Annotated in this window: 28 protein-coding genes and 2 tRNA genes; 18 read left to right on the top strand and 12 right to left on the bottom strand. The window is 72.2% G+C overall.

All coding sequences use genetic code 11. The features are described 5' to 3' along the window. Positions 1-14: 14 nt before the first annotated feature. Both RH861_RS09970 and RH861_RS09965 read left to right on the top strand, forming a co-directional pair. Positions 15-395 carry a cold-shock protein gene (locus RH861_RS09970; RefSeq protein ID WP_067948668.1) on the top strand — a complete coding sequence of 127 codons (381 nt, stop codon included), beginning with the start codon at positions 15-17 and terminating at the stop codon, positions 393-395. Beyond that, on the top strand, positions 388-1,074 hold the full coding sequence (locus RH861_RS09965; protein ID WP_310520866.1) for a DUF3027 domain-containing protein: 687 nt from the start codon (positions 388-390) through the stop codon (positions 1,072-1,074). The genes RH861_RS09970 and RH861_RS09965 overlap by 8 nt, the downstream gene beginning before the upstream one ends. Here RH861_RS09965 and RH861_RS09960 read toward each other — a convergent pair. Together RH861_RS09960 and serC are read right to left on the bottom strand one after the other, a co-directional pair. Further along, positions 1,063-1,317 carry a DUF2530 domain-containing protein gene (locus tag RH861_RS09960; protein WP_310520865.1) on the bottom strand — a complete coding sequence of 85 codons (255 nt, stop codon included), beginning with the start codon at positions 1,315-1,317 and terminating at the stop codon, positions 1,063-1,065. The two genes, RH861_RS09965 and RH861_RS09960, sit on opposite strands and share 12 nt — an antisense overlap. 9 nt (positions 1,318-1,326) lie before the next feature. After that, positions 1,327-2,442 (bottom strand): phosphoserine transaminase, encoded by a 1,116-nt coding sequence (gene serC, locus RH861_RS09955; RefSeq protein ID WP_310520864.1) that lies wholly within the window; start codon positions 2,440-2,442, stop codon positions 1,327-1,329. Between the two features lie 160 nt (positions 2,443-2,602). On the opposite strand from serC, the gene RH861_RS09950 reads away from it, so the two are divergent. The 5 genes from RH861_RS09950 to RH861_RS09930 all read left to right on the top strand — a co-directional run bounded on the left by RH861_RS09950 (position 2,603) and on the right by RH861_RS09930 (position 6,739). Next, positions 2,603-3,391 carry an iron-dependent transcriptional repressor DtxR gene (locus tag RH861_RS09950; protein WP_310520863.1) on the top strand — a complete coding sequence of 263 codons (789 nt, stop codon included), beginning with the start codon at positions 2,603-2,605 and terminating at the stop codon, positions 3,389-3,391. Positions 3,392-3,639: 248 nt separating this feature from the next. Beyond that, entirely contained in the window at positions 3,640-4,473 is an 834-nt protein-coding gene (locus RH861_RS09945) for a C40 family peptidase (RefSeq protein ID WP_310520862.1), read from the top strand. Between the two features lie 339 nt (positions 4,474-4,812). Next, on the top strand, positions 4,813-5,310 hold the full coding sequence (locus RH861_RS09940; protein ID WP_067948660.1) for an HNH endonuclease: 498 nt from the start codon (positions 4,813-4,815) through the stop codon (positions 5,308-5,310). 157 nt (positions 5,311-5,467) lie between these two features. Beyond that, entirely contained in the window at positions 5,468-6,343 is an 876-nt protein-coding gene (locus RH861_RS09935) for a CHAP domain-containing protein (RefSeq protein WP_310520861.1), read from the top strand. 324 nt (positions 6,344-6,667) lie between these two features. Next, a tRNA-Arg gene (locus RH861_RS09930) sits at positions 6,668-6,739 on the top strand. Between the two features lie 15 nt (positions 6,740-6,754). On the opposite strand, the gene RH861_RS09925 is transcribed toward RH861_RS09930, so the two are convergent. Continuing rightward, positions 6,755-7,009 carry a hypothetical protein gene (locus RH861_RS09925; RefSeq protein WP_067948657.1) on the bottom strand — a complete coding sequence of 85 codons (255 nt, stop codon included), beginning with the start codon at positions 7,007-7,009 and terminating at the stop codon, positions 6,755-6,757. A gap of 183 nt (positions 7,010-7,192) precedes the next feature. Here RH861_RS09925 and RH861_RS09920 point away from each other — a divergent pair, with 183 nt between their 5' ends. Together RH861_RS09920 and RH861_RS09915 are read left to right on the top strand one after the other, a co-directional pair. Continuing rightward, the gene (locus RH861_RS09920) at positions 7,193-7,537 is read left to right on the top strand and encodes a DUF7882 family protein (protein WP_310520860.1); all 345 of its coding nucleotides are present in this window, start codon (positions 7,193-7,195) and stop codon (positions 7,535-7,537) included. After that, positions 7,534-7,812, top strand: a complete 279-nt coding sequence (locus RH861_RS09915) for a hypothetical protein (RefSeq protein ID WP_310520859.1) — start codon at positions 7,534-7,536, stop codon at positions 7,810-7,812. Before RH861_RS09920 ends, RH861_RS09915 begins: the two co-directional genes overlap by 4 nt. Positions 7,813-7,832: 20 nt before the next feature. Here RH861_RS09915 and RH861_RS09910 read toward each other — a convergent pair whose 3' ends face one another. From RH861_RS09910 to RH861_RS09900, 3 genes are all read right to left on the bottom strand, one after another. Beyond that, the gene (locus tag RH861_RS09910) at positions 7,833-8,192 is read right to left on the bottom strand and encodes a hypothetical protein (protein WP_310520858.1); all 360 of its coding nucleotides are present in this window, start codon (positions 8,190-8,192) and stop codon (positions 7,833-7,835) included. 78 nt (positions 8,193-8,270) lie between these two features. Further along, the gene (locus RH861_RS09905; RefSeq protein WP_310520857.1) at positions 8,271-8,537 is read right to left on the bottom strand and encodes a hypothetical protein; all 267 of its coding nucleotides are present in this window, start codon (positions 8,535-8,537) and stop codon (positions 8,271-8,273) included. Continuing rightward, positions 8,534-8,695, bottom strand: coding sequence for a hypothetical protein (locus RH861_RS09900; protein ID WP_310520856.1), 162 nt, complete (start codon positions 8,693-8,695; stop codon positions 8,534-8,536). Before RH861_RS09900 ends, RH861_RS09905 begins: the two co-directional genes overlap by 4 nt. A 177-nt stretch (positions 8,696-8,872) precedes the next feature. On the opposite strand from RH861_RS09900, the gene RH861_RS09895 reads away from it, so the two are divergent. Further along, the gene (locus tag RH861_RS09895) at positions 8,873-9,940 is read left to right on the top strand and encodes an ATP-dependent DNA ligase (RefSeq protein ID WP_310520855.1); all 1,068 of its coding nucleotides are present in this window, start codon (positions 8,873-8,875) and stop codon (positions 9,938-9,940) included. Between the two features lie 9 nt (positions 9,941-9,949). On the opposite strand, the gene RH861_RS09890 is transcribed toward RH861_RS09895, so the two are convergent. Continuing rightward, the gene (locus RH861_RS09890; RefSeq protein ID WP_310520854.1) at positions 9,950-10,453 is read right to left on the bottom strand and encodes an Lrp/AsnC family transcriptional regulator; all 504 of its coding nucleotides are present in this window, start codon (positions 10,451-10,453) and stop codon (positions 9,950-9,952) included. 129 nt (positions 10,454-10,582) lie between these two features. Between RH861_RS09890 and ald the strand changes: the two genes are divergently transcribed. Beyond that, positions 10,583-11,683: an alanine dehydrogenase gene (ald, locus tag RH861_RS09885; RefSeq protein WP_310520853.1), complete on the top strand. Its 1,101-nt coding sequence runs from the start codon at positions 10,583-10,585 to the stop codon at positions 11,681-11,683. A 113-nt stretch (positions 11,684-11,796) separates the two neighbouring features. Here ald and RH861_RS09880 read toward each other — a convergent pair whose 3' ends face one another. Together RH861_RS09880 and RH861_RS09875 are read right to left on the bottom strand one after the other, a co-directional pair. After that, a complete protein-coding gene (locus tag RH861_RS09880; RefSeq protein WP_310520852.1) occupies positions 11,797-12,087 on the bottom strand; it encodes a metal-sensitive transcriptional regulator in 291 nt (96 codons plus the stop codon). After that, entirely contained in the window at positions 12,084-12,398 is a 315-nt protein-coding gene (locus RH861_RS09875) for a rhodanese-like domain-containing protein (RefSeq protein WP_310520851.1), read from the bottom strand. The genes RH861_RS09880 and RH861_RS09875 overlap by 4 nt, the downstream gene beginning before the upstream one ends. A gap of 94 nt (positions 12,399-12,492) precedes the next feature. Here RH861_RS09875 and RH861_RS09870 point away from each other — a divergent pair, with 94 nt between their 5' ends. Together RH861_RS09870 and RH861_RS09865 are read left to right on the top strand one after the other, a co-directional pair. Beyond that, the gene (locus RH861_RS09870; protein WP_374760972.1) at positions 12,493-16,248 is read left to right on the top strand and encodes an AAA family ATPase; all 3,756 of its coding nucleotides are present in this window, start codon (positions 12,493-12,495) and stop codon (positions 16,246-16,248) included. Continuing rightward, positions 16,248-16,502: a hypothetical protein gene (locus RH861_RS09865; protein ID WP_310520850.1), complete on the top strand. Its 255-nt coding sequence runs from the start codon at positions 16,248-16,250 to the stop codon at positions 16,500-16,502. The genes RH861_RS09870 and RH861_RS09865 overlap by 1 nt, the downstream gene beginning before the upstream one ends. Before the next feature lie 32 nt (positions 16,503-16,534). Here RH861_RS09865 and mscL read toward each other — a convergent pair whose 3' ends face one another. The 3 genes from mscL to RH861_RS09850 are packed head-to-tail and all read right to left on the bottom strand — an operon-like array spanning position 16,535 to position 17,955. Beyond that, positions 16,535-17,008, bottom strand: a complete 474-nt coding sequence (gene mscL, locus RH861_RS09860) for a large conductance mechanosensitive channel protein MscL (RefSeq protein ID WP_374760971.1) — start codon at positions 17,006-17,008, stop codon at positions 16,535-16,537. A gap of 25 nt (positions 17,009-17,033) precedes the next feature. After that, positions 17,034-17,327, bottom strand: a complete 294-nt coding sequence (locus RH861_RS09855) for an FmdB family zinc ribbon protein (protein ID WP_310520849.1) — start codon at positions 17,325-17,327, stop codon at positions 17,034-17,036. Between the two features lie 49 nt (positions 17,328-17,376). After that, positions 17,377-17,955, bottom strand: coding sequence for a 5-formyltetrahydrofolate cyclo-ligase (locus RH861_RS09850; protein ID WP_310520848.1), 579 nt, complete (start codon positions 17,953-17,955; stop codon positions 17,377-17,379). Between the two features lie 62 nt (positions 17,956-18,017). Here RH861_RS09850 and galU point away from each other — a divergent pair, with 62 nt between their 5' ends. The 5 genes from galU (at position 18,018) to RH861_RS09825 (ending at position 21,924) form a co-directional block, all read left to right on the top strand. Further along, positions 18,018-18,917: a UTP--glucose-1-phosphate uridylyltransferase GalU gene (gene galU / locus RH861_RS09845; protein WP_310520847.1), complete on the top strand. Its 900-nt coding sequence runs from the start codon at positions 18,018-18,020 to the stop codon at positions 18,915-18,917. Beyond that, positions 18,914-19,582 carry a GNAT family N-acetyltransferase gene (locus tag RH861_RS09840; RefSeq protein WP_310521374.1) on the top strand — a complete coding sequence of 223 codons (669 nt, stop codon included), beginning with the start codon at positions 18,914-18,916 and terminating at the stop codon, positions 19,580-19,582. The genes galU and RH861_RS09840 overlap by 4 nt, the downstream gene beginning before the upstream one ends. Before the next feature lie 51 nt (positions 19,583-19,633). Continuing rightward, complete coding sequence (locus RH861_RS09835; RefSeq protein ID WP_310520846.1) at positions 19,634-20,689, top strand: hypothetical protein; 1,056 nt, start codon at positions 19,634-19,636, stop codon at positions 20,687-20,689. A 48-nt stretch (positions 20,690-20,737) separates the two neighbouring features. Continuing rightward, positions 20,738-20,810 (top strand) — tRNA-Ala (locus RH861_RS09830). A 184-nt stretch (positions 20,811-20,994) separates the two neighbouring features. Next, complete coding sequence (locus RH861_RS09825; RefSeq protein WP_310520845.1) at positions 20,995-21,924, top strand: sugar phosphate isomerase/epimerase family protein; 930 nt, start codon at positions 20,995-20,997, stop codon at positions 21,922-21,924. Positions 21,925-22,004 lie beyond the last annotated feature (80 nt).

Here is a 22,004-nt window from a genome sequence, read left to right as displayed (position 1 = left end):
CGAGGTTCATCCGTATGCCCACCGGCAAGGTCAAGTTCTACGACGAGGAGAAGGGGTTCGGCTTCATCCAGGGCGATGACGGCCAGGAGGTCTTCCTCCACGCCTCGGCGCTTCCCGCCGGAGCGACCGTCCGCTCGGGCAGCCGCCTCGAGTACGGCGTCGCCGAGGGCAAGCGCGGTGCGCAGGCGCTCTCGGTCCGCGTCCTCGACGCGCCGCCGAGTCTCGCGCGCCTGAACCGCAAGCCGGCCGACGACATGGCGGTCATCGTCGAGGACCTCGTGAAGGTGCTCGACGGCATCGGCGCCAACCTCAAGCGCGGCCGCTACCCCGACAACGCGCACAGCCGGAAGATCGCGGCGCTGCTGCGGCGTGTCGCGGACGAGCTGGATGTCTGACGCACCCGAGCGCGAGCCCGCCGGACCGGACGAGACGGCCGAGCAGGCCCCGGCACCCTCATGGGCGCCCGACGAGGTGCTGCTCGGTTCGGTGGCGCTCGCGCAGCGCGCGCTGCTCGAGGTGACGGCACCGGAGACCGTCGGCTCGGTGATCGGTCACGTCGCCGAGGGCGAGCACGTGCTCTCGCTGCACTTCGCGGCCGACCTGACCGGGTACCCGGGATGGCACTGGAGCGTCACGCTCGCGCGCGTCGAGGACGGGGAGCCCACGGTGCTCGAGACCGAGCTGCTGCCCGGCGAGCGCGCGCTGCTCGCGCCGGAGTGGGTGCCGTGGTCGGAGCGACTGGCCGAGTACCGGGCCGCGCAGGCTGCGGCGGCCGAGGCCGCGACGGGCGACGAGGTCGACGGTGACGGCGACGGGTCGGTCGACGACGGCGACGCCGGGTCCGACGACGCGGATGCGACGGACGACGGCTACGACGAGGACGCTGACGACGACGCCGACGACGCCGACGACGCCGACGACGCCGCGGCCGACGGCGACGACGTGTTCGACGGGATCGACATCGACGCGCTCGCCGACGACGCAGCCGTGGACGACGACACGGCCGACGACGACGCAGACGTCGACGATGCAGACGCCGACGACGAGACGGAGACGCCCGGCTCAGTCGGCTGAGTCGCGCCGGCCCCGCCGGCGCAGCTGCACCACCGCGAGTCCGACGAGGCCGAGGGCCACGCCGATGATCGCGGCGGTGACGAACCAGCCTGCGCCGATCGAGTCCAGCCAGTCGCGAATCACGAGGGCGACCACCAGCACCACGGCCCACGCGACCGTGCCCGCCAGCAGCGCCTTGCGCGCATCGGTCCGGACGGGCGCCGGATCAGGACGCCGCTCGGACTCCGTGAGCCACAGCCGCATGGCGGAACCCTATCGGGCCCGCTCGAGCACCCAGTCGAGCGACGCCGTGAGGGCTCGCACGTCGTCCGGCTCGATCGCGGTGAACGTCGCCACGCGCAGCTGGTTGCGGCCCAGCTTCCGGTACGGCTCGGTGTCGACGATGCCGTTCGACCGGAGCGTCTTCGCCAGCGCCGTGGCATCCGTCGACTCGTCGAAGTCGATGGTGACGACGACCTGCGAGCGGTGCGCCGGGTCGGCGACGAACGGGCTGGCGACCTGGCGCGACTCGGCCCAGTCGTAGAGCACGCCCGACGACTCGCGCGTGCGCGCGTCGGCCCAGGCGAGCCCGCCGGACGCGTTCATCCACTCGAGCTGGTTCTCGAGGAGGAGCAGGGTCGCGAGTGCGGGCGTGTTCAGCGTCTGGTCGAGTCGCGAGTTGTCGACCGCGTTCTTCAGCGACAGGAACTCGGGGATGTACCGGTCCGACGCGGCGACCCGCTCGATGCGCTCGATGGCTGCCGGCGACATGATCGCGAACCAGATCCCGCCGTCCGAGGCGAAGTTCTTCTGCGGCGCGAAGTAGAGGACGTCGAACTCGGCCGGGTCGACGAGGACCCCGCCGGCGGCGCTGGTCGCGTCGATGACCGTGAGGGCGCCCTCGTCGCCGTGCACCCGGCGCACGGGCGCCTGCACGCCCGTGGACGTCTCGTTCTGCGGCCAGCCGTACACGTCGACGCCCTCGACGGGCGCCGCGTCGGCGCGCGAACCGGGTTCGGCCTTCCGCACGTCGGGCGCCTCGAGCCACGGGGCGGCGGCGGCCTTGGCGAACTTCGCGCCGAACTCGCCGAACGAGGCGAGCTGCGCGCGGCGCTCGATCAGCCCGAACGCCGCGGCATCCCAGAACGCGGTCGAGCCGCCGTTGCCGAGCACCACCTCGTAGCCGTCGGGCAGGGCGTACAGGTCGGCGATGCCCCGGCGGACGCGGCCGACGAGCTGCTTCACCGGCGCCTGCCGGTGGGACGTGCCGAGCAGGCGCGGGCCCACCTCGGCCAGGTGCGCGAGCTGCTCGGGGCGCACCTTCGACGGTCCGCAGCCGAAGCGGCCGTCGGCGGGCAGGAGCGACGAGGGGATGACGAGCTCAGGCATGGTCCGATCCTACGGCGAGCCCCGTTCGCCATGGCGGCGGATGACGCGGGCCCGGACCGTCGCGGTGTCGGATCCGACCGCTCCCCGTGCCCGGCTTCCCGTCCGGCGGGGACAAGTAGGCTTGTGGGTCGGACGCGCCCCATGGCCGAGGAGGAGTGAGTTGACGGATCTCATCGACACGACCGAGATGTACCTGCGCACCATCCTCGACCTCGAGGAGGAGCACATCGTGCCGCTGCGCGCCCGCATCTCCGAGCGCCTCGGGCACTCCGGGCCGACCGTGTCCCAGACCGTCGCCCGCATGGAGCGCGACGGGCTCGTCGTCGTCTCCGGCGATCGCCACCTCGAGCTCACGGAGGCCGGGCGGAGCAAGGCCGTGCACGTGATGCGCAAGCACCGGCTCGCCGAACGGCTGCTCGCCGACGTCATCGGGCTCGACTGGGAGTACGTGCACGACGAGGCCTGCCGGTGGGAGCACGTCATGAGCGAGCAGGTCGAGCGTCGCCTCGTCGAGATCCTCGGCAACCCGACGCACTCGCCGTACGGCAACCCCATCCCCGGCCTCGAGGAGCTCGGCGTCGAGCCCGCCGCACCGTTCATGTCCGGGGTGCGCAACGTGCTGACGGCCCTCGACGAGGGGTCGGGCCACGCGACGGGCGTCATCCGCCGGCTGGCGGAGCCGGCCCAGTTCGACCCCGACCTGCTCGCCCGGTTCAAGGGCGCCGGGATCCTCCCCGGCGCGGTCGTCGAGTTCCGCCGCGAGGGCGACCTCGTCGTCGCCGAGGCCGCCGGGCACGACGCGCTGCCGATGCCGGTCGGCATGGCCGGCCACCTCTTCATCGGCGATGCGGCCGCCGCGCCCGAGGCGCCCGACGCTGGCTCGGCCCGCGCCGAGCTTCCCGGCGCCGCTCCGCGCGTGGTCTCCGGCACCGCGCTCGAGCACGGTTGACCGGGCTTCCGCGCCGGTGATCCGCGGCGTCCGAGCCGCCTGCGGAAAGCGATTCCGCCGTTCCGTGATCGAAATGTGACAATCGGCCGAGCGTCGCGTATCCTCGTTCGAGTCCGCCGGCGCCAAGCCAGTCGGCGGAACAGGGTCGAGACGCCTCCGGTGCCCACCGCTCGCCCCCGATACCCGTGACGCGCCCCCGGCGCACAAGGTGGGACGATGCTCCGGCGTCGTGGGGCGGAGGACACGTTTTGGCTCGATTCCCCCGGCGCTCCCGCGCGACCACTTCCCCCAAGCCCCCCACCCGATCCGCTCTCGTCCGCCGCGAGACGCCCTCGGCGCCCGTCGGCACCGAGACGGCATCGGCGCCGGTGCGCCGCGAGCACCGATCGCTCGGCCGCCGCATGCGCTCCGGCGGCGCGAAGAACGTCGTCGTCATGGCCGTCGCCGCCGGCCTCGTGGGCACGTTCGCCATCCCGGCGTACGCGTTCGCCCCCGGCACCGACGGGATCCAGTTCGGTGCCACCGCCGAGACGCAGCTGACCAAGGCGCAGCCCCAGGCCGTCGACGTGGCCGACGACGTGATCGCCGCGCCGCTCTCGCAGGACGGCTACGACGCCGTCTCCGGCGAGGAGATCCGCGCCGCAGAGGAGGCCCGCGCCGCAGAGGAGGCCCGTCAGGCCGCCGCCGCGGCGATGACCTCCTACGCCGCCGAGGCCAGCCAGTACGCTCCGGCGCAGGTGTCCGGCGCCGCGAGCCCGTCGGCCGTCTTCTCCGTGGCCCAGCAGTACCTCGGCGTGCCGTACGTCTACGGCGGTGCGACGCCCGCGGGCTTCGACTGCTCGGGCCTCGTCAAGTACGTCTACGCGCAGTTCGGCATCGACCTCCCGCACTCGTCCACCGCGCAGGGCGCGGCGGGCACGCAGATCCCGCTGTCCGAGGCGGTGCCGGGCGACCTCGTCGTCATGTCGGGGCACATCGGGTTCTACGCCGGCGACGGCCAGATCCTGCACGCCCCCTACGAGGGCACCGTCGTCCGGATCCAGCCGATCTGGACCAGCGACTACTGGATCGTGCGCATCTGACGCGTGAACGACGCATGAAGCGTGATGCGAAATGGCGTGCCGGGAGGACCCGGCACGCCATTCGTGTCGTAGCCTTGGGTTCTGACGATCCGAATACCGGGTAGGGGAAGTCGATGGTCGTTCCGCGCAGCAGCACCCATTCCGCGGGTGCGCGCGCGCTCTACGACCAGCGGCGCAGCAGTCAGCCGAGTCGCGACTGCGCCGGGATGCCGACGGGCACTGTCTTCACGACGGTGCCCGTTTCGCGTTTCCGGGGGAGTGCGCTCCGCCCCGCGGCATCCGTGTCGTCGATCCCTTCACGCGGCTGGAAGCCATCCAGCACCGATCGAAAGGCACGTCATGCGCACCCTGGTGCTGAACGCCGGATATGAGCCCCTCGCCGTCGTCTCGTTCAAGAGAGCGCTGCTCCTCGTGATGAACGAGAAGGCCACCGTCATCCTCCACGACGAGGGCAATCCGGTGCACGGCGCCAACGGCGACTGGGTCCGTCCCAGCGTGATCCTCCTGACCCGGTACGTGCGGACCCCTCGGGTCCACCAGGTCCCAGTGAGCCGCCGCGGCGTGCTTCGGCGCGACGAGCACCGGTGCGCCTACTGCGGCAAGTCGGCGGCGACGATCGACCACGTGCTCCCGCGCTCCCGCGGCGGCCGCGACACCTGGGAGAACCTGGTGGCGTGCTGCCTGCGCTGCAACAACGCCAAGGGCGACCACACGCCGGCGGAGATGGGATGGGACCTCCGTATCACGCCCCGGATGCCGCACGGACGCGGCTGGGTCGTGCGCGGATTCGAGCGCCCCCTGCCGCAGTGGAGCGACTTCCTCGGACAGGCCGCCTGAGGCCGCCCGACCTCGCGGCACGCCGCGACGGCGAGGCTGGCACGCCTCGGAGCCGTGCCCTATGGTGGTACGAGTCCGGAGCGACCCCCCTCTCCGCGACCTGTACGTCTCCCGCATCCGGAGCCCTCCGGACGCGGGTCCCGGAGGTTCACGACTCTTGAACGGTGACGACGCGATCGGCCAGCCCCCCACCCGGCCGAGACGGCGGACCGAGCGACGCCCCGGCGTCCGGCGAGTCCGCGACGACGCCCACCTCGTGCCGGTACGGCCCGCTGCAGCGCCGGCTGCCCGGCGCGCTCGCCGCAACGGCCCGGCCCGGGTCGCGGCCACCGTGCTGATCGTGCCCGCGCTCGTCGGCACGCTCGCACTGCCGGCCTACGCGTTCCTGCCGGGTGGCGAACTGCCCGGAGGGCCGACGCAGTTCAGCCTGTCGGTGGCCGAGGCCCAGGCGGTCGAGGTGTCCGTCGATGCCGGCGGAGCGACGCTGTCCACCGACGGCTACGCGGTCACGACCAAGGCCGAGATCGACGCCGCGGCCGCGGCGGCCGCCGAGGCGGAGGCCGAGGCCCGCGCCGCCGAGCTCGCCTCACGGGCGGCCACGGGAGACTACGCCCGGGTCGCGCAGCAGGCCGAGGGCGACGACTACCCGTGGTGGTACGAGACGCCCGACGACTACGGCGGCGGGCTCTCCCCGCTCCGGTACTACTACCGCGAATGCGTCGACTTCGTCGCGTGGCGGCTCAATCGCGATGCGGGCGTGTACGGCGCGCCGTGGAAGTGGGACTGGTCGAACCTCGCCTCCGGCAGCGCCTGGACGTGGGCCGACTCGTGGCGTTCGAAGGGCTGGCCGACGAGCAGCGAGCCGGTGGTCGGCGCGGTGGCCTGGTTCCCCTACAACCACGTCGCGTACGTGCAGGCGGTGAACGGCGACGGCACGGTCACGATCGAGGAGTACAACTGGAACTCCGACCATTCGTACCACCGGCGCACGATCTCCGTGGGCGACGCCCTGTACCTGTATCCGCCCGCCTGAGCCGGCGTCGCCGGCCGGCGAGCGTGCGACATCATGGCGAATCGCGGTACGGAACTTGGACGTTCCGGCCAATGACCTCGCCGACCGAGGGCGGTTAGCCTGACCGGCATCCCCCACGGAAGAAGCAGGTGACCGCGATGACGCAGCCCCCCGACGACGACCGGACCGACGAGATCGTCTTCGTCGACGAGCTCGCCCCGGCGACCTCCGCGATCGTCGTGCTCGGCTACAACTGAGCGCCGTCGGCACTCCGGTCCGAGGCGCGCCTATGCCACCCCGGCCGGGCCGCCCGGCCCGCACGGGGCCGGTAGACTCGTGCGGTCAGCCTCTGTAGCTCAATGGAAGAGCAGTTCCGTCCTAAGGAAAGGGTTGGGGGTTCGAGTCCCTCCAGGGGCACCGATCCGGTGCGGCTCAGCTGCGCAGGAGCCGCAGTCGGGTCGCCGTGGCATCCACGGCGTCGTCGAAGGTGTCGTAGCGGTACATGACTCCCGGGCGCGGCCGCATCCAGAGCATCTCGAACCCGTCCTGGGCCGTCGTGATGTAGCCGACGATCCGCTTCGTCTCCCCATCTCGGCGCGAGTCGCATACTCGCCAGGTGGTCGGGGTCAGCGGGACCACCTCGACGACCGGGCGGGCCGTCGTGCCGTGGTGCGTCGTCATCGTCATCACCCTCCTCGGCCGGGACGCGGGTGCATCCCTCCCCATCTTTCCTACGCGACCTCGGGCACCCGGGCCAGAGGCTTGACACCGGCGGAGCGGCGAGGCAAGCCCCTGTCTTGGGACTGCACCGGGCGTTATCCTTGCCACGACGGGACCCGTGCGGGCCCGAGATGGAGCGCGGAGGTACTCGTGGGAAAGCTCACGTACGATTCGACGCTCGGCGTCGACTTCGACGATCGGGTGCTCGCGCACCTGCAGCTGGTGATCGGCGCGAAGCTGCGTCGCGGCGAGTCCTTCTACTTCAGCTGGCGCGACGATCCGGCGATCGGCGACGGGCGCAGCACGCTCTGGCTCCATCCGCGCATCTCGCTGGTCTTCAAGTACGCCGGGGGCCGGCAGCCGTCGATCAACCGCGCCTGGGTCGATGCGCTCATGTCCACCGCGAATTCGCCGGGAGGTCTCGTCCTCGTGCCCGAACCCGAGGCGCGCACCGAGCACGAATCGGCGAACCACGCGGGAGGGAACGAGTCGTGAAGCGGGTCAACATCATGTACGACGGCGCGCAGTACTCCGTGGGCCAGGCCGACGTCGAGACCCTCAAGGCGGCCATCGAGGAGGCGTTCGCGACGGGCACCCCGCGGTGGATCACGGTCAACTTCGGCGAGGGGCGCCCCCAGCCGGCCGACCTGCTCGTCGGACCGGGCATCCCGGTCAGCATCATCCCCATCCCGTCCGACGACGAGGATGGGGAGCCGGCGGAACGCGGCGAGGTGTCCGATCGGTCCGACACGCCGCTCGAGGTCGACTGAACGGCGCGCCGCCCAGCGGATCAGTTGATCGGCGGCCAGGCGAGGGCGTCCGTGTCGCCGTCGTCGATGAGGTCGTCGGGCCCCGTGGCGCCGATGACGGGCCGGGTGTTCTCGAGCGCCGTGATCGCGATCCGGAGGGCGCGTACGAGGTCCTCGTCGACGAGCTCGTCGAGGTCGGACTCGATCGGCTCGGTGACCAGCTGGCTGGACGGGCCGATGAGCATGTGGGCGCGGGTGGTGCGCCCGTCGGCGGCGCGGACCGGGATGTCGACGGATGCCGCGGTGCGACGCGCCGCGAGCGCCGCAGCGTAGTCGACGATCGCGCCGGCGATGTCGCTTCCGGTCAGCAGCACGCCCCCGGCGTAGTGGATCCGCTCCATGCGTACAGGTCTATCCGCTTCCGATCGGATGGGACAAGATCTTGCGCGAGCCGGGCTCGGCGTGTTCTCATGCGCCCATCAGGTCCAGTCGACGGCGTGCACCCACCCGGCGATGTACGCCCGCTCGTTCGGGCCGAGGCGGACCCCGGACCGGGGCACGGGACGGTCGTCCAGCTCGCACAGGTCGTAGATGCGCCGCACGATGCTCATGCGCAGCGGGGCGGTCGGGTGCTCGAGGATCTCACGCTGGAGCGGTGCCTCGAGCATGGGCCACCAGATCCCGATCGACGGAAGCGGTCCCTCGGCGGTCGGTGCCTCCTGGTCTGGTTCGAGTAGCGACGTCATTGTGCTGGCTCCTCGCTGATCTCGCCGGATTCGTCCTGCACGGCGACGTGTTCGTTCGGATCCGCGTCCTCTTCGGCGCGGGCATGGCGTTCGGCCTCGGCGACGGCGGCGTCGAGTTCGCGCTCCGTCTCCGGGTCGCCGCTCTGCGGGTCGGACATCGTCATCCCCTTCTCGGCGGCAGGTCGGCACCCCCGTGCGCGACCGCCGTATTCGAAAGTACGCGGCGCGGATATCCCCGGGGAGTCCCTTGACCGTTCGAGAGGCGGATGCTACCCGGCCGGGGTGTTCCACGTCGACGGCTGCGCGGTGACGCACCCAGGGCGCATGATGGTCGGATGGACCTGCCGGTGATGCCGCCCGTGAAGCCCATGCTCGCCAAGTCGGTCAAGGAGATCCCGGATGTCGGGCACGTCGAGCCGAAATGGGACGGTTTCCGCACGATCGTCTTCCGCGACGGCGAGGAGGTCGAACTCGGAAGCCGGAACGAGCGACCGATGACCCGCTACTTCCCCGAGCTCGTCGACGCGCTGCGCGCCAACCTGCCGGAGCGCTGCGTCGTCGACGGCGAGATCATCCTCGTCCGCGACGGTCGACTCGACTTCGACGCGCTGCAGCAGCGCATCCATCCGGCGGCGAGCCGGGTGCGGCTGCTCGCCGAGCAGACACCCGTGTCGTTCGTCGCGTTCGACCTGCTCGCCATCGGCGACGACGACCTCACCGGGCGCCCCTTCTCGGAGCGGCGAGCGCGGCTCGAGGAAGCGCTCGCCGCGGCATCCGACCCGATCTTCGTCACGCCGTCGACGGGCGACCCGGCCGAAGCCCGCGACTGGTTCGAGCGGTTCGAGGGGGCGGGGCTCGACGGGGTCGTCGCCAAGCCGCTCGACGGCACGTACGAGCCCGACCGCCGCACGATGTTCAAGATCAAGCACGAGCGCACGGCCGACTGCGTCGTCGCGGGGTACCGCTGGCACAAGTCCGGCGACGTCGTGGGCTCGCTCCTGCTCGGGTTGTACGGCGCCGACGGCCGGCTGCAGCACGTGGGCGTCGCAGCGTCGTTCCCGATGGCGCGACGGCGCGAACTCGTCGACGAGCTGGCCCCGTTCGCGGAGGAGGACCTGTCGCGGCATCCGTGGGGGGAGTGGGCCGACGAGGAGGCGCATCGGACGGGCCGGATGCCGGGTGCGGTGAGCCGATGGAGCGCGGGGAAGGACCTCTCGTTCGTGCCGCTCCGCCCCGAGCTCGTCGTCGAGGTCGCCTACGACCACATGGAGGGGGACCGGTTCCGTCACACCGCCCAGTTCCGCCGGTGGCGACCGGATCGCACGCCCGAGAGCTGCACCTACGACCAGCTCGAGGCGCCGCAGGGGTTGGACCTCGGCGAGATCCTGCCCGTCGGCACCTGAGCGCCGCGGTCAGAGCACGGTGCGCAGCCCCGCGGAGTTCGCCGTGTGGTGCTCGAACACGAGGTTGGTCTCGGTGAGGGCGACGGCGGGATTCGCGGAGAGGTTCTTCAGCACGAACTGGCGCACGTGCTCGCTGTCGCGGACGCGCACGTGGATGAGGAAGTCCTCGCTTCCGCCGAGGAAGAACAGCTGCGCCACCTCGGGCTCGCCGCGCAGTTCGTCGGAGATCTGCTCCATGAGGTGCCGGGCCCCGGGGCGGATGCGGACCGAGATCAGCGCCTGGAGGGTGTAGCCGAGGGCTGCGGGGTTGATCTCCGCGGTGTAGCGCGTGATCACGCCGCGCTCCCGCAGCGCTCGCACCCTGGCGAGGCAGGTCGACGGGGAGACGCCGACCTCGCGGGCCAGGTCGACGTTGGGGATGCGGGCGTTCGCGTGGAGTCGCGCGATGATCTGCCGGTCGATGTCGTCGAGGACGACGCGGACGGGTTCGCTGAACTGCGGCAGATCGGTCACGGCCGAGCCCTCCTTCGAACTTTCGAGACGGATGCCGCAAGTCTACCGAACAGCATGCGGCTGCACTTCCGTTCGGGCGAACGACAGGCGACGATGGAAGGACCAGTCCACACAGCATTCGGAGAAACCATGCACATCGGCGTGCCCGCTGAGGTCAAGAACAACGAATTCCGCGTCGCGATGACGCCGGCCGGAGCGCACGCGCTCGCCCAGCGCGGTCACCGCATCGACATCCAGACGGGCGCCGGCGCCGGCGCCGGCTACCACGACGACGAGTACCGCTCCGCCGGTGCCAACCTGGTCGAGACGGCCGCCGAGGCGTGGTCGGCCGAGCTCGTGCTGAAGGTCAAGGAGCCGATCGCCTCCGAGTACGGCTACCTGCGCCAGGACCTCACGCTCTTCACCTACCTGCACCTCGCGGCCGACCTGCCGCTGACGCGCGCGATCCTCGACTCCGGCGTCACCGCGATCGCCTACGAGACCGTGCAGCTTCCCGACCGCTCCCTGCCGCTCCTCACGCCGATGAGCGAGGTCGCCGGTCGCCTGGCGCCGCAGGTCGGCGCCGCCGAGCTGCACGCCTCCAAGGGCGGCCGCGGCGTGCTGCTGGCGGGCGTGCCCGGCACGGCCCCGGCGAAGGTGCTCGTGATCGGCGGCGGCGTCGCCGGCGAGCAGGCCGCCGCGACGGCCCTCGGCCTCGGCGCCGAGGTCACCGTGATGGACATCTCGCTGCCGAAGCTCCGGGAGCTCGACGCGCGGTACGAGCACCGCATCAAGACGCTCGCCTCCTCGCCCTACGAGATCGCGCGCCAGGTCCGCGACGCCGACCTCGTCATCGGCGCGGTGCTCGTGCCCGGCGCGGCGGCGCCGAAGGTCGTCACCGACGAGATGGTCTCCACCATGAAGCGCGGTGCCGTGCTCGTCGACATCGCCATCGACCAGGGCGGCTGCTTCGAGGGTTCGCGCCCCACCACCCACGCCGAGCCGACCTTCCGCGTGCACGAGGCCATCTACTACTGCGTCGCGAACATGCCGGGCGCCGTGCCGGCGACGTCGACGCCGGCCCTCACCAACGCGACGCTCCCGTACGTGCTGAAGATCGCCGACCGCGGCTGGGAGGCCGCGCTCGCCGATGACGCGGCACTGGCGAAGGGGCTGAACGCCACGGCCGGCAAGCTGACCAACGAGGGCGTCGCCAAGGCGCACGGCCTCGAACTGTCCTCCCTCGTCTGACGCCGGGGCGCCGATCCGGCGCACCCTCGGGCACGCGACGGCCGCCGATCGGAGATCATCGATCGGCGCCCGTCGTCGTCGCGGGGCGAACCGGCCTGGGCGCCCGCCCGCGGTCAGGACAGGGAGAGGAAGAGCTTCTCGAGCTCGTCGAAATCGAGCCGGTCGCCCTCGCCGGCGCCCTCCGGGTCGGTCGCGCAGTCGCGCATCGCCGTGGAGATCACGGCGAACCCGGCGCGATCGAGCGCGCTGGAGACGGCGGCGAGCTGGTTCACGACGGTGCGACAGTCGGCCCCGGACTCGACGGCCTCGATCACGGCGTTGAGCTGGCCGCGCGCTCGCTTCAACCGGTTGGCGATGCGGCGCTGCGCGTCGGACTTCGGAGTGGACTCCGCGGCGATGCTCATGCGATTCCTCCGATCGTGACGGGCAGGCCGGTGCGGTGCCACTCGGCGATGCCGCCCTCGACGTTCACGGCGTCGATGCCCTGGGCGTCGAGGAAGGCGGCGGCGCGGGCGCTGCGCCCGCCCGCGTGGCACATGACGTGCACCGTGCGGTCGCGTGGGACCTCGTCGAGGCGGTCGACGAGGGACCCGAGCGGGATGTGGTGCGCGCCCTCGACGCGGGCCTGCGCGACCTCATCGGGTTCGCGGACGTCGAGGAGGTAGAGGTCGGCGGCGGCGTGCGCCTCGGCGGGGGTGGTCGACTTCACAGGCATACCCCGATGGTATTTCATACCCCGTGGGTATTCAAATAGCGCCGTGCGCGGCGATGCTCCGGGCGATCCGGCAACCGGGCCGTATGGTGTCGGTGTGCAACGGCTCGATCGGAACGACAGCGGGGACGGGTTCCTCGAGGACGAGGCCGAGGACGCCGCCCCCGGCTCGCCGGGGCCCTCGGCCTTCCATCGCGACCCCGCGGCGCCCCACGCGGTGTCCGTCGGCGAGCCCGGCGTGACCGCGTCGAACATCGCGGAGCCCAGCTGGCGTCGCTGGCATGCGGAACTGCGCGAACTCGGCGGCCGGTCGCCGCTCATCCACTTCGACGACTCGGCGCGCACGCGCATCGAGCTCTCGACGACGCACCCGGGCGGCCTGCCGCAGTTCATCACGGGCAACTCCACGCTGCTGTCGAGCCTGATCCGCGACGAGCTCGCCCTCCGCAACGCCCGGCTCGCCGCCGCCGAGATCACGCAGAAGGGCATCGAGCTCCGGTCGGTGCGCGGCATCGAATCGGTGCACCTCGCGATCGGCCTCGCCTCGTGGCACGACCAGGGCGAGGACTTCCTCGCGCCCGTGCTGCTCCGGCCCCTCGCCATCCGTCGGTACGGTCGCGACTTCGAGCTGAAGCTCAAGGGCCAGCCGTTCCTGAACCCGGCCCTCGCGCGCGAGCTCCACGACCGGTTCCAGATCACGCTCGACGCCGACGCGTTCGTCGCGCTCGCGATCACCAACGGCGTCTTCAAGCCCCAGCCCGTCATCGACCGGCTGCGCGGCCTCACCTCCCACCTCCCGCACTTCCACGTCGCCCCGCGCCTCGTCGTCTCCTCGTTCGCCGAGGTCGGCCCGGCCATGGGGGCGGATGCCGCGCGGCTCGAGCACCCGGTCATCGATGCGATCGCCGGCAATCCCTCGGCCCGCACCGAGGTCGCCCGGCCCCTCGATCCGCCGCGCATCGTCCCGCAGGACGAGCGCCCGCCCTCGACCGACCGGCTCCTGCTGGACGCCGACGCCGAGCAGGAGCAGGTCATCGCGCGGATCGAGCAGGGCGCCTCGCTCGTGGTCAAGACGCTGCCCGGCACGGGCGGCACGCAGACCATCGTCAACGCGATCGGCGCGCTCGTCTCCAACGACCGGCGCGTCCTCGTCGTGGGCGCCCGCCGCGCGAGCCTCGACGGCATCGCGCACCGCCTCGGACAGGTCGGGCTCGGCGGGCTCGCCGTGACCACCTCGGGCCTGCGCCGCGACCTCATCCAGTCGATCTCGCGCAACGAGAAGGCCGAGCAGCCGCGGATCGCGGACGTCGACGACGCGCTCGTGCGGCTGCGCCGCGTGCTCCTCGACTACCGTCACGCCCTCACGCGGACCGATCCCGAGCTCGGCGTCTCGGTGCTCGACGCCCTCACCGCGCTGGCCGGACTCGCCGCGCTGCCCACGCCGCCCGACACCACCTCGCGGCTGGATCGGGACTCGCTCGTCGCGCTCGCGAAGGGACGGGAGGCTGCCGCGGCCGACCTCGTGCGGGCCGCCACGCTCGGCGAGTTCCGCTACGGCCCCGGGGACTCGCCGTGGTACGGCGCCTCGTTCGAGACCTCCGAGGAGGCGTCGGCCGCCCACGAGCTCGCGAAGCGCCTGAGCAGCGCCGACGTGCCGCGACTGCTCGAGCGGGCCCGGCAGCTCATCGGGCAGACGCGGCTGCGGCAGTTCGAATCCGTGGCCGAGCTCGGCGTGTTCCTCCGGCTGCTGCACGACGTGCGCGACACGCTCGACAAGTTCCTCCCGGCCGTGTACGACCGTCCGCTCGGCGAGCTCATCGCGGCGACCGCGCCCCGGCGCGAGACCGGCATGTCGGGAACGAACCGCCGGCGCCTGAAGCGACTCGCGCTCGAGTACGTGCGCCCCGGGGTGCACGTCGGCGACCTCAACGCGGCGCTCCGCGGCATCCAGCAGCAGCGCACGCTGTGGCACCGGTACTCCGAGGCGGGCGCCGTGCCCAGCGTCCCCGTCGGCCTCGACGACGTGCACGTGGCGTTCCACACGGTCGCGTCCGACCTGCAGGCGCTCGACGTGCCGCTCGGGCTCGACGGCACGCCGCGCCGCCTCGCGGCCCGGCCGCTCCGCGACCTCGAGGCCACGCTCGTCGGCCTCGCCGCCGAGTCGGAGGTGCTGCACAACCTCCAGGAGCGCACGGCCCTCCTGCAACGCCTGCGCGACCTCGGCCTCGATCCGCTCCTCGTCGACCTGGCCCGTCGGCACGTGCCCGAGCACCTCGTGGCATCCGAGCTCGACCTCGCCTGGTGGCAGTCGGTCCTGGAGACGATGCTCGGCTCGGACCGTGCGCTGCTCGGCGCGAACACGACGGTGCTCGATCGCCTCGAGGCCGACTTCCGGCTCGTCGACGACGCGCACGCGTCGGCCGCCGGACCACTCCTCGCGTGGCGCCTGTCCGAGGCCTGGCGGGTCGCGCTCGTCGACCATCCCGACGAGGCCGAGCGACTCCGGCGGATGCTGCGGGGCGACCGGGTCCGGCCCGACCGCCTGCACCGCGAGGCGCCGCACCTGTTCCGCGCGCTCGCGCCCGTGTGGTTGTCCTCGCCGTACGAGGTGCCCGCGATCGACGACGCCATCCCCTTCGACACGGTCATCCTCGTCGACGCGGGCGCGACGACGATCGCCGAGAACCTCGGCGCCATCCGACGCGCGAAGCAGGTCGTCGCGTTCGGCGACCCCGTGACGCAGACGCCGACCCGCTTCGAGACGGCCATCCGCAGCGAACCCGACGGCGCGGCGCATGCCGACGACGTCGACGCCCTCCACGCGGACTCGGCGCTCGCCCGGCTCGCCGACCTCCTGCCCACGCTGACGCTCACGCGCAGCTACCGGGCGGGCGGCGAAGACCTGGCCGAGCTCGTCAACCGGCGCTTCTACGGAGGACGCATCGTGTCGATGCCCTGGGCGGGGAGCTTCCTCGGCCACGGCAGCCTCGGCCTGCACTACGTGCGGGGCAACGGCCTGCCGGATCCCGTGACGGGCACGGTCGAGAGCCTCGACGCCGAGGTGGGCAAGGTCGTCGAGCTCGTCATGGAGCACGCGGTGAAGCGGCCCCGCGAGTCGCTCATGGTGATCACGGCGAGCGCCCGCCACGCCGCCCGCGTGCACCAGTCGGTCCTCGCCGCGTTCGCGAAGCGCACCGACCTGTCGGACTTCATCCTGCGCGACCGAGCGGAGCCGTTCACGGTGCTCACGCTCGAGCAGGCCGTCGCGCAGAGCCGCGACCGGGTCATCTTCTCGATCGGGTACGGGCGCACCCCGCACGGCCGGTTGCTGTCGAACTTCGGCTCGCTGGGCGAGCCCGGGGGAGAGCGCCTGCTCGCGGTCGCGATGACCCGTGCCCGGCGATCGATGGACATCGTGTCGGCGTTCAGGCCCGAGGACATCGACGACGGCCGGCAGCGGCACGGCGTGGTGGCCCTCGCGAGCGTGCTCTCGCACACCGAGGAGCAGAAGGACGGCCTGCGCGACCGCGGTCGCGGCGACCCCATGCTCGTCGACCTCGCGACGCGGCTCGAACGGCGCGGCATCCGGGTGAGCGTCGGACATCGCGGCACGCTGTCGCTCGCGGCGGCGCACGCCGGCCGCGCAGTGGTGGTCGAGACCGATCCGGCCCTTGCCGGACAGAGCCTCCGCGAGTCGCTGCGACTGCGGCCCGACGTGCTGCGCCGACTCGGGTGGCACTACCTGCGCGTGCACAGCTTCGAGCTGTTCGGCGACCCCGAGTCGGTGGCCGAGCGGGTCGCCGCGGTGCTCGGGAAGGCGCAGGCCGAGCCGGCGGAGGCCGCGGCGAGCTGATGGGCACGGGCGACGCGAGCGGGCGCGGCGACGACCGTCCGGCAGCGGGCGACCCGGCGGATGCCGCGAGCCCGCGTCAGCGCGTCGTCCGCGCCCGCGGGGCGCGGCGGGCCCGCCTCACCCCGGCGCCCGGCAGCGATCCCGCGCCGGAGACGGCGACGCCCGGGGCGCACGACGAAGCCGAACGCGGCAGCGCGCGCCGGGCCGCGCCCGACGACGAGCGCATCACGCGCGAGCGCCCGCCGCACTGGTGACGGCGAGCGCCCGGGTGGCGACGACGCGGCGGCTACTCCCCGCGGTGCGAGCCGGTGCCGGGGCCGGGGCTGCGCTCCGCGGCGAGCAGGTCGCGGATCTGCGCGAGGACGGTGAGCTCGGTCTCCGGATCCTCGGGCTTCTCGGTGCCGGTCTGCCGGCGGGCGTCCGCGCGCTGCTTGAGCAGGTTCATGGGCATGACGAACACGAAGTAGACGACGGCCGCGACGATGAGGAACGTCAGGACGGCCCCGAGGACGGCGCCGAACCGGATCTCTGCATCCTCGCCCGGGAGCGGGATGGTCAGCACGAGCGCGTTGTCGAGGCTGTCGGCGCGGAAGACGGCGCCGACCAGGGGGTTGAACACGTTCTCGACGATCGAGTTCACGACGGCCGTGAACGCCGCGCCGATGACGACGGCGACGGCCAGGTCGATGACGTTGCCCCGGAGGATGAACTCCTTGAATCCCTTGAGCACGCGCGCGGTCCCCTTCCCTGCGTGGTCCATTCGGTCGATCAGCGGATGCCGCCCGCTACGCGGCCGACGACGCGGCGCCGGACGGCGTCGAGGACGAGCTTCCGCCGGACGAGCCGGAGCCGGACGAGCCGGAGCCCGACAAGTCGGAGCCCGACGGCCCGGAGCCGGCGCCCGCCCGCGAGTCCGTCCGGTAGAACCCGGAGCCGTTGAACGTCACGCCGACCGTGCCGAACAGCTTGCGCAGCCGGCCGCCGCACGCGGGGCACTCGGTCAGGCTGTCGTCGGTGAAGGACTGCTGGACGTCGAAGGCGTCGTCGCATCCGGTGCAGCGGTACGAATAGGTGGGCATGTTCGGTCTCCGTGGATCCGTCGGTGGGTGCAGGGGTACGTCGTCGCCGTCAGAACGCGACGATCCTCGTGGGCGTCACGACGCCGTCCACCGGCTGGTCGTGCACCTCGCGGGGCACCTCCTCGACGAACTCGCCGTCGAAGACGATGGCGTACACCGGAGGACATTTTCCCATCGATCCGAGCGTCTTGTCGAAGTAGCCGCGTCCCCAGCCAAGCCGGGTGCCCGTGGCATCCACCGCGGCCGCCGGAACGAGGATGAGGTCGACGTCGTTGATGGCCATCGGCCCGAGCAGCTCGCCCTCGGGCTCGGGCATGCCGTGGAGTCCGGCGACCTCGGTCTCCTCCTCGCCCACGGTCCAATCGAGCAGGCCGTCCTCGCGGGTCACCGGGAACAGGACGCGCAGGCCGTTGGCCTCGGCCCAGTTCACGAACGGGCGCGTGTTCGGCTCGGTGGGCATCGAGAGGTAGCAGGAGAACGATTCGGCGCCGGTCGACCCGACGAGCTCCTGCAGCCGCGCGGTGAATCCCTCGGTCGCGAGCTCCCGTTCGTGCGCGGGCATGTTCTGCCGCCGTTCGCGCAGCTCGGCGCGGAGGATCCGCTTCACAACGGTCGGATCGTCGGGCATGGCAGCCATCCTAGGATGCTCCGGTCCTCGCCGGGCGCCGCCCTGCGGCTACGCTGATGGCCATGACTCAACGGATCACGAAGGCCGTCATCCCCGCAGCCGGCCTGGGAACGCGCTTCCTGCCCGCGACGAAGGCCATGCCGAAGGAGATGCTGCCGGTCGTCGACAAGCCCGCGATCCAGTACGTGGTCGAAGAGGCGGTCCGTGCGGGGCTCACCGACGTCCTGATGGTCACCGGGCGCAACAAGAACGCCCTCGAGAACCACTTCGACCGCGTCGCCGAGCTCGAGGCGACCCTCGAGGCCAAGGGCGACACCGTGAAGCTCGAGAAGGTGAACGAGTCCACCGACCTGGCCGACATGCACTACGTGCGCCAGGGCGACCCGCGCGGCCTCGGCCACGCCGTGCTCCGCGCCCACATGCACGTCGGCGACGAGCCCTTCGCGGTGCTGCTCGGCGACGACATCATCGACGAGCGCGACGTGCTGCTCACGCGCATGCTCGACGAGCAGGTGGCGCGCGACGCGTGCATCGTCGCCCTGCTCGAGGTCGACCCCGACAGCATCCACCTCTACGGCGCGGCCGAGGTCGAGGAGACCGACGACCCCGACGTGGTCCGGGTGACGGGCCTCGTCGAGAAGCCGGCGAAGGAGGTGGCGCCGTCGAACTACGCCGTGATCGGCCGCTACGTGCTGAAGCCGGAGATCTTCGAGGTGCTCAAGCGCACCGAGCCCGGCAAGGGCGGCGAGATCCAGCTCACCGACGCCCTCATGGAGATGGCCGGCGACGTGGAGCACACGGGCGGCGTGTACGGCGTCGTGTTCCGGGGCCGCCGGTACGACACGGGCGACAAGCTCGACTACATCAAGGCCGTCATCCAGCTCGCCGCCGATCGCGACGACCTCGGGCCCGAGCTCCGGCCGTGGCTCGCGCAGTTCGCCGCCGGGTTCGACCAGGACTGACGGTGCCCGCGGCATCCGTGCCGACCCTCGTCGACGGGTCGTTGACGTTACGGCCCATCCGGGCGCGCGATGCGCGACCGCTCGAGCGCGTGCTCCTCGAGAACCGCGGCTGGCTCCGCCGGTGGGAGGCGACGTACCCGGGCGGCGGCTCGGTCATCGACACCCGCGCGAGCATCCGGAACCTCACCGCGCATGCCCGGGCCGGGACGGCGCTGCCGTTCGTGCTCGAGTGGGAGGGCGAGCTCGTGGGGCAGCTGAACGTCTCGTCGATCACGCACGGCTCGTTGTCGTCGGCGTCGATCGGGTACTGGGTCGCGAAGTCGATGGCGGGGCGCGGCATCACGCCCACGGCCGTCGCGCTCGCCACCGACTACTGCTTCCGCGCCATGCGGCTGCACCGCGTCGAGATCTGCATCCGCCCCGAGAACGGGCCCTCGCTCCGCGTCGTCGAGAAGCTGGGGTTCCGGTACGAGGGGCTGCGCCGGCGCTTCATCCACATCGACGGGGACTGGCGCGACCACTTCTCGTTCGCGCTCGTCGCGGAGGAGGTGCCCGAGGGCGTGCTCCGGCGCTGGCGCGAGGGGCGGGCACCGTCGGCCGCGGCGGTGGTCCCGGCGGCCGACCGGGAGGCTGCGGCGACCCCCCTTCGGGTGGGGGATCGCTGACACGCCCGCGCCGATCGGGTTCGTGACCCCGCTGTGACCTAGCGTTGACGCATGGATGCGATCGGTGGCGGCGTTCTCGTGGCGGTGGCCGCGACGCTGTGGGTCGCGTACCTGCTTCCGAGCTGGCTGCGCCGCCGCCAGTACCTCGCGACCGAGCGCAACGCGGTCCGCCTGCAGCAGACGCTGCGCATCCTCGCCGAAACGGCCGAGACGCCCGGCGAGGTGCGCGTCGGCATGACCGCCCGTGACGTCGCGGCGCAGGAGCGCATCCTCCACGAGCACGAGCTCGCCGCGCGGCTCGAGGCCCAGGCGGCCGAGAACCTCGCGATCGCCGAGCGCATCGCTGCCGAGGAGGCTGCGGCCGCCGCAGAACGCGAGCTCGCCGAACGCGCGGCCCGGGCGCGGGCCGAGGCGGCCCGTGCAGCGGATGCCGCGACCGGCGCCTCGACCACGCTGCGCGCCGCCGGGCTCACCCGCCGCGGCCTGCGTCGCCGGCGCGCCGCCTGCTCGCTCGTCCTGCTCACGTCCCTCCTGACGGCGCTCGTCGGGCTCGTCGCGCTGCCGTTCGGCGGCACGCCGCTCATCGCGCTGGGCGGTGCCGGGGGCGTCGCGATCGCGCTGACCGGGCTCGTGGTCCTCGCCCGGGTCCGGCCGGCGCCGGTCGCGGTCGTGGCGGCACCGATCGTCCGTCCGGAGGCGCAGCCGTTCGAACCCATCGAGACCGGCGAGGACGAGGTCGAGCGCGAACCCGGCGAGGGCTGGACGCCGCAGCCGCTCCCCAAGCCGCTGCACCTGTCGCGCGGGACGATCGCCGCGTCGGCGATGGCGTCGATCGCCGAAGCCGAGCAGCTCAAGCGGGCCGCCGCCGAGGCCGAGCTCGCGGAGCGGGCCGAACGCCTCGAGCCGCAGGTTCCCGTGCTGCGCCCGGCTGCGGCATCCGCTGCCCCCGCAACGGACGCCGAGCCGGCCGAGGAGCGCTCGCCGGTGGCCGTGAACGGCGGCCCCGACGCGTCGAGCCCGTACGCGCGGATGGGCATCATCGATGCCGCCGAGCCGGGCATCTCCGACCTCGACCTGGTGCTCCGCCGGCGGCGCACGGCCGTCTGAGCGTGGTCATCACCACCTCGTGGAGGATGGTAGAGTCGTTGACGGCTCGGGCCCATGGCGCAGTTGGTAGCGCGTCTCGTTCGCAATGAGAAGGTCGGGGGTTCGAATCCCCCTGGGTCCACATCCTGAAAGCCCCGGTGCTCGCACCGGGGCTTTCGTCGTCTCCGCGTTCGCGCGCGTTAGCCCTAGCGAAGCGCATTAGTCGAAGTCAAGTGCGCGACTTTTGTTCGACGAGCGGCAAAACTCCGCTTACGCTCGAACGCAGCCGCCGGCACCGAGGCCGACGGAGCGAACCGAGGAGAACGATGACGTCCCCGAAGACCACCCGACGCCTGCTCGCCGCAGGTGCATCCGCCGCCCTGCTCGCCGGAGGCCTGTTCGCCGGTGCCCCGGCCGCCGCCGCCCCGAACAGCGACCGCGCGAACTCCGCCGCGGACTGCGCCGGTCGCGGCATCCCGGCCAGCAAGATCTCCATCCAGCTGTTCAGCTACTTCGGCTGGCAGCGCCAGGTCGGCATCGAGCCGATCCTCGCCGAGCTGCAGGAGATCGGCTACCAGAACGTCGAGCCGTTCGGCGCCTCGGCCGAGGGCCGCACCGCTCCCGAGTTCCGCCAGCTGCTCAAGCAGTACGGGCTCAAGGCGCCGACCTCGCACGGCAGCACCGCCGAGGCCACGTTCCCGACCACGCTCGAGGCCGCGAAGGAACTGGGTCAGAAGTACACCGGCTCGGGCGGGTTCGCCTCGCCCGGCATCGGCACCTACGAGAACGTGCTCGCGACCGCCGAGACCATGAACCGCCTCGGCGAGCTCTCGGTGAAGAACGGCACCGGAAAGCTCTTCGGCCACAACCACCAGTCCGAGTTCACCACCCAGTACGCCGACCCCGAGACCGGCGAGATGAAGAGCGCCTGGCAGATCCTCGTCGAGAACACCGACCCGCGGTACGTGACGTTCCAGCTCGACGTGTTCTGGGCCGCCGACGCCGGCGTGGACGTCGTGTCGCTGATCGAGCAGTACGGCGACCGCATCGAGCTGCTGCACATCAAGGACGGCGACCTGAACGGCGACGCCCGCGGCATCCCCGGCAACGTCGGCCAGGGCGACATCGACTGGGCGCCGATCCTCCGCGCCGCACAGGGCAGCGTGAAGTACTACGTCGTCGAGCGCGACGGCGCTCCGAACGACCGCGACTTCGCGGCCGAGAGCTTCGAGTTCCTCACCTGCTTCAACTTCTGACCTGATCCGTCGTCTCCGAGCCCCCGGTGCCACCGCACCGGGGGCTCGGTGTTTCCCGGGGGCGTTCGCGGCATCCGCTC

The sequence above is a fragment of the Agromyces indicus genome, from assembly GCF_031432295.1.
Classification (GTDB): Bacteria; Actinomycetota; Actinomycetes; order Actinomycetales; family Microbacteriaceae; genus Agromyces; species Agromyces indicus.
The sequence above is the reverse complement of the archived record's forward strand: the minus strand, read 5'-3'. Positions and strand labels throughout refer to the sequence as shown.

Coding starts and splice junctions, on each gene's coding strand:
- RH861_RS09855 (WP_310520849.1), bottom strand. CDS start 17,327: ATGCCCACCTATTCGTACCGCTGCACCGGATGCGACGACGCCTTCGAC.
- RH861_RS09900 (WP_310520856.1), bottom strand. CDS start 8,695: ATGTCCGACCCGCAGAGCGGCGACCCGGAGACGGAGCGCGAACTCGAC.
- RH861_RS09910 (WP_310520858.1), bottom strand. CDS start 8,192: ATGGAGCGGATCCACTACGCCGGGGGCGTGCTGCTGACCGGAAGCGAC.
- RH861_RS09905 (WP_310520857.1), bottom strand. CDS start 8,537: ATGACGTCGCTACTCGAACCAGACCAGGAGGCACCGACCGCCGAGGGA.
- mscL (WP_374760971.1), bottom strand. CDS start 17,008: ATGGACCACGCAGGGAAGGGGACCGCGCGCGTGCTCAAGGGATTCAAG.
- serC (WP_310520864.1), bottom strand. CDS start 2,442: ATGCCTGAGCTCGTCATCCCCTCGTCGCTCCTGCCCGCCGACGGCCGC.
- RH861_RS09960 (WP_310520865.1), bottom strand. CDS start 1,317: ATGCGGCTGTGGCTCACGGAGTCCGAGCGGCGTCCTGATCCGGCGCCC.
- RH861_RS09970 (WP_067948668.1), top strand. CDS start 15: ATGCCCACCGGCAAGGTCAAGTTCTACGACGAGGAGAAGGGGTTCGGC.
- galU (WP_310520847.1), top strand. CDS start 18,018: ATGACTCAACGGATCACGAAGGCCGTCATCCCCGCAGCCGGCCTGGGA.
- RH861_RS09880 (WP_310520852.1), bottom strand. CDS start 12,087: ATGAGCATCGCCGCGGAGTCCACTCCGAAGTCCGACGCGCAGCGCCGC.
- RH861_RS09850 (WP_310520848.1), bottom strand. CDS start 17,955: ATGCCCGACGATCCGACCGTTGTGAAGCGGATCCTCCGCGCCGAGCTG.
- RH861_RS09965 (WP_310520866.1), top strand. CDS start 388: ATGTCTGACGCACCCGAGCGCGAGCCCGCCGGACCGGACGAGACGGCC.
- RH861_RS09925 (WP_067948657.1), bottom strand. CDS start 7,009: ATGACGATGACGACGCACCACGGCACGACGGCCCGCCCGGTCGTCGAG.
- ald (WP_310520853.1), top strand. CDS start 10,583: ATGCACATCGGCGTGCCCGCTGAGGTCAAGAACAACGAATTCCGCGTC.
- RH861_RS09865 (WP_310520850.1), top strand. CDS start 16,248: ATGGGCACGGGCGACGCGAGCGGGCGCGGCGACGACCGTCCGGCAGCG.
- RH861_RS09875 (WP_310520851.1), bottom strand. CDS start 12,398: ATGCCTGTGAAGTCGACCACCCCCGCCGAGGCGCACGCCGCCGCCGAC.
- RH861_RS09835 (WP_310520846.1), top strand. CDS start 19,634: ATGGATGCGATCGGTGGCGGCGTTCTCGTGGCGGTGGCCGCGACGCTG.
- RH861_RS09825 (WP_310520845.1), top strand. CDS start 20,995: ATGACGTCCCCGAAGACCACCCGACGCCTGCTCGCCGCAGGTGCATCC.
- RH861_RS09895 (WP_310520855.1), top strand. CDS start 8,873: ATGGACCTGCCGGTGATGCCGCCCGTGAAGCCCATGCTCGCCAAGTCG.
- RH861_RS09940 (WP_067948660.1), top strand. CDS start 4,813: ATGCGCACCCTGGTGCTGAACGCCGGATATGAGCCCCTCGCCGTCGTC.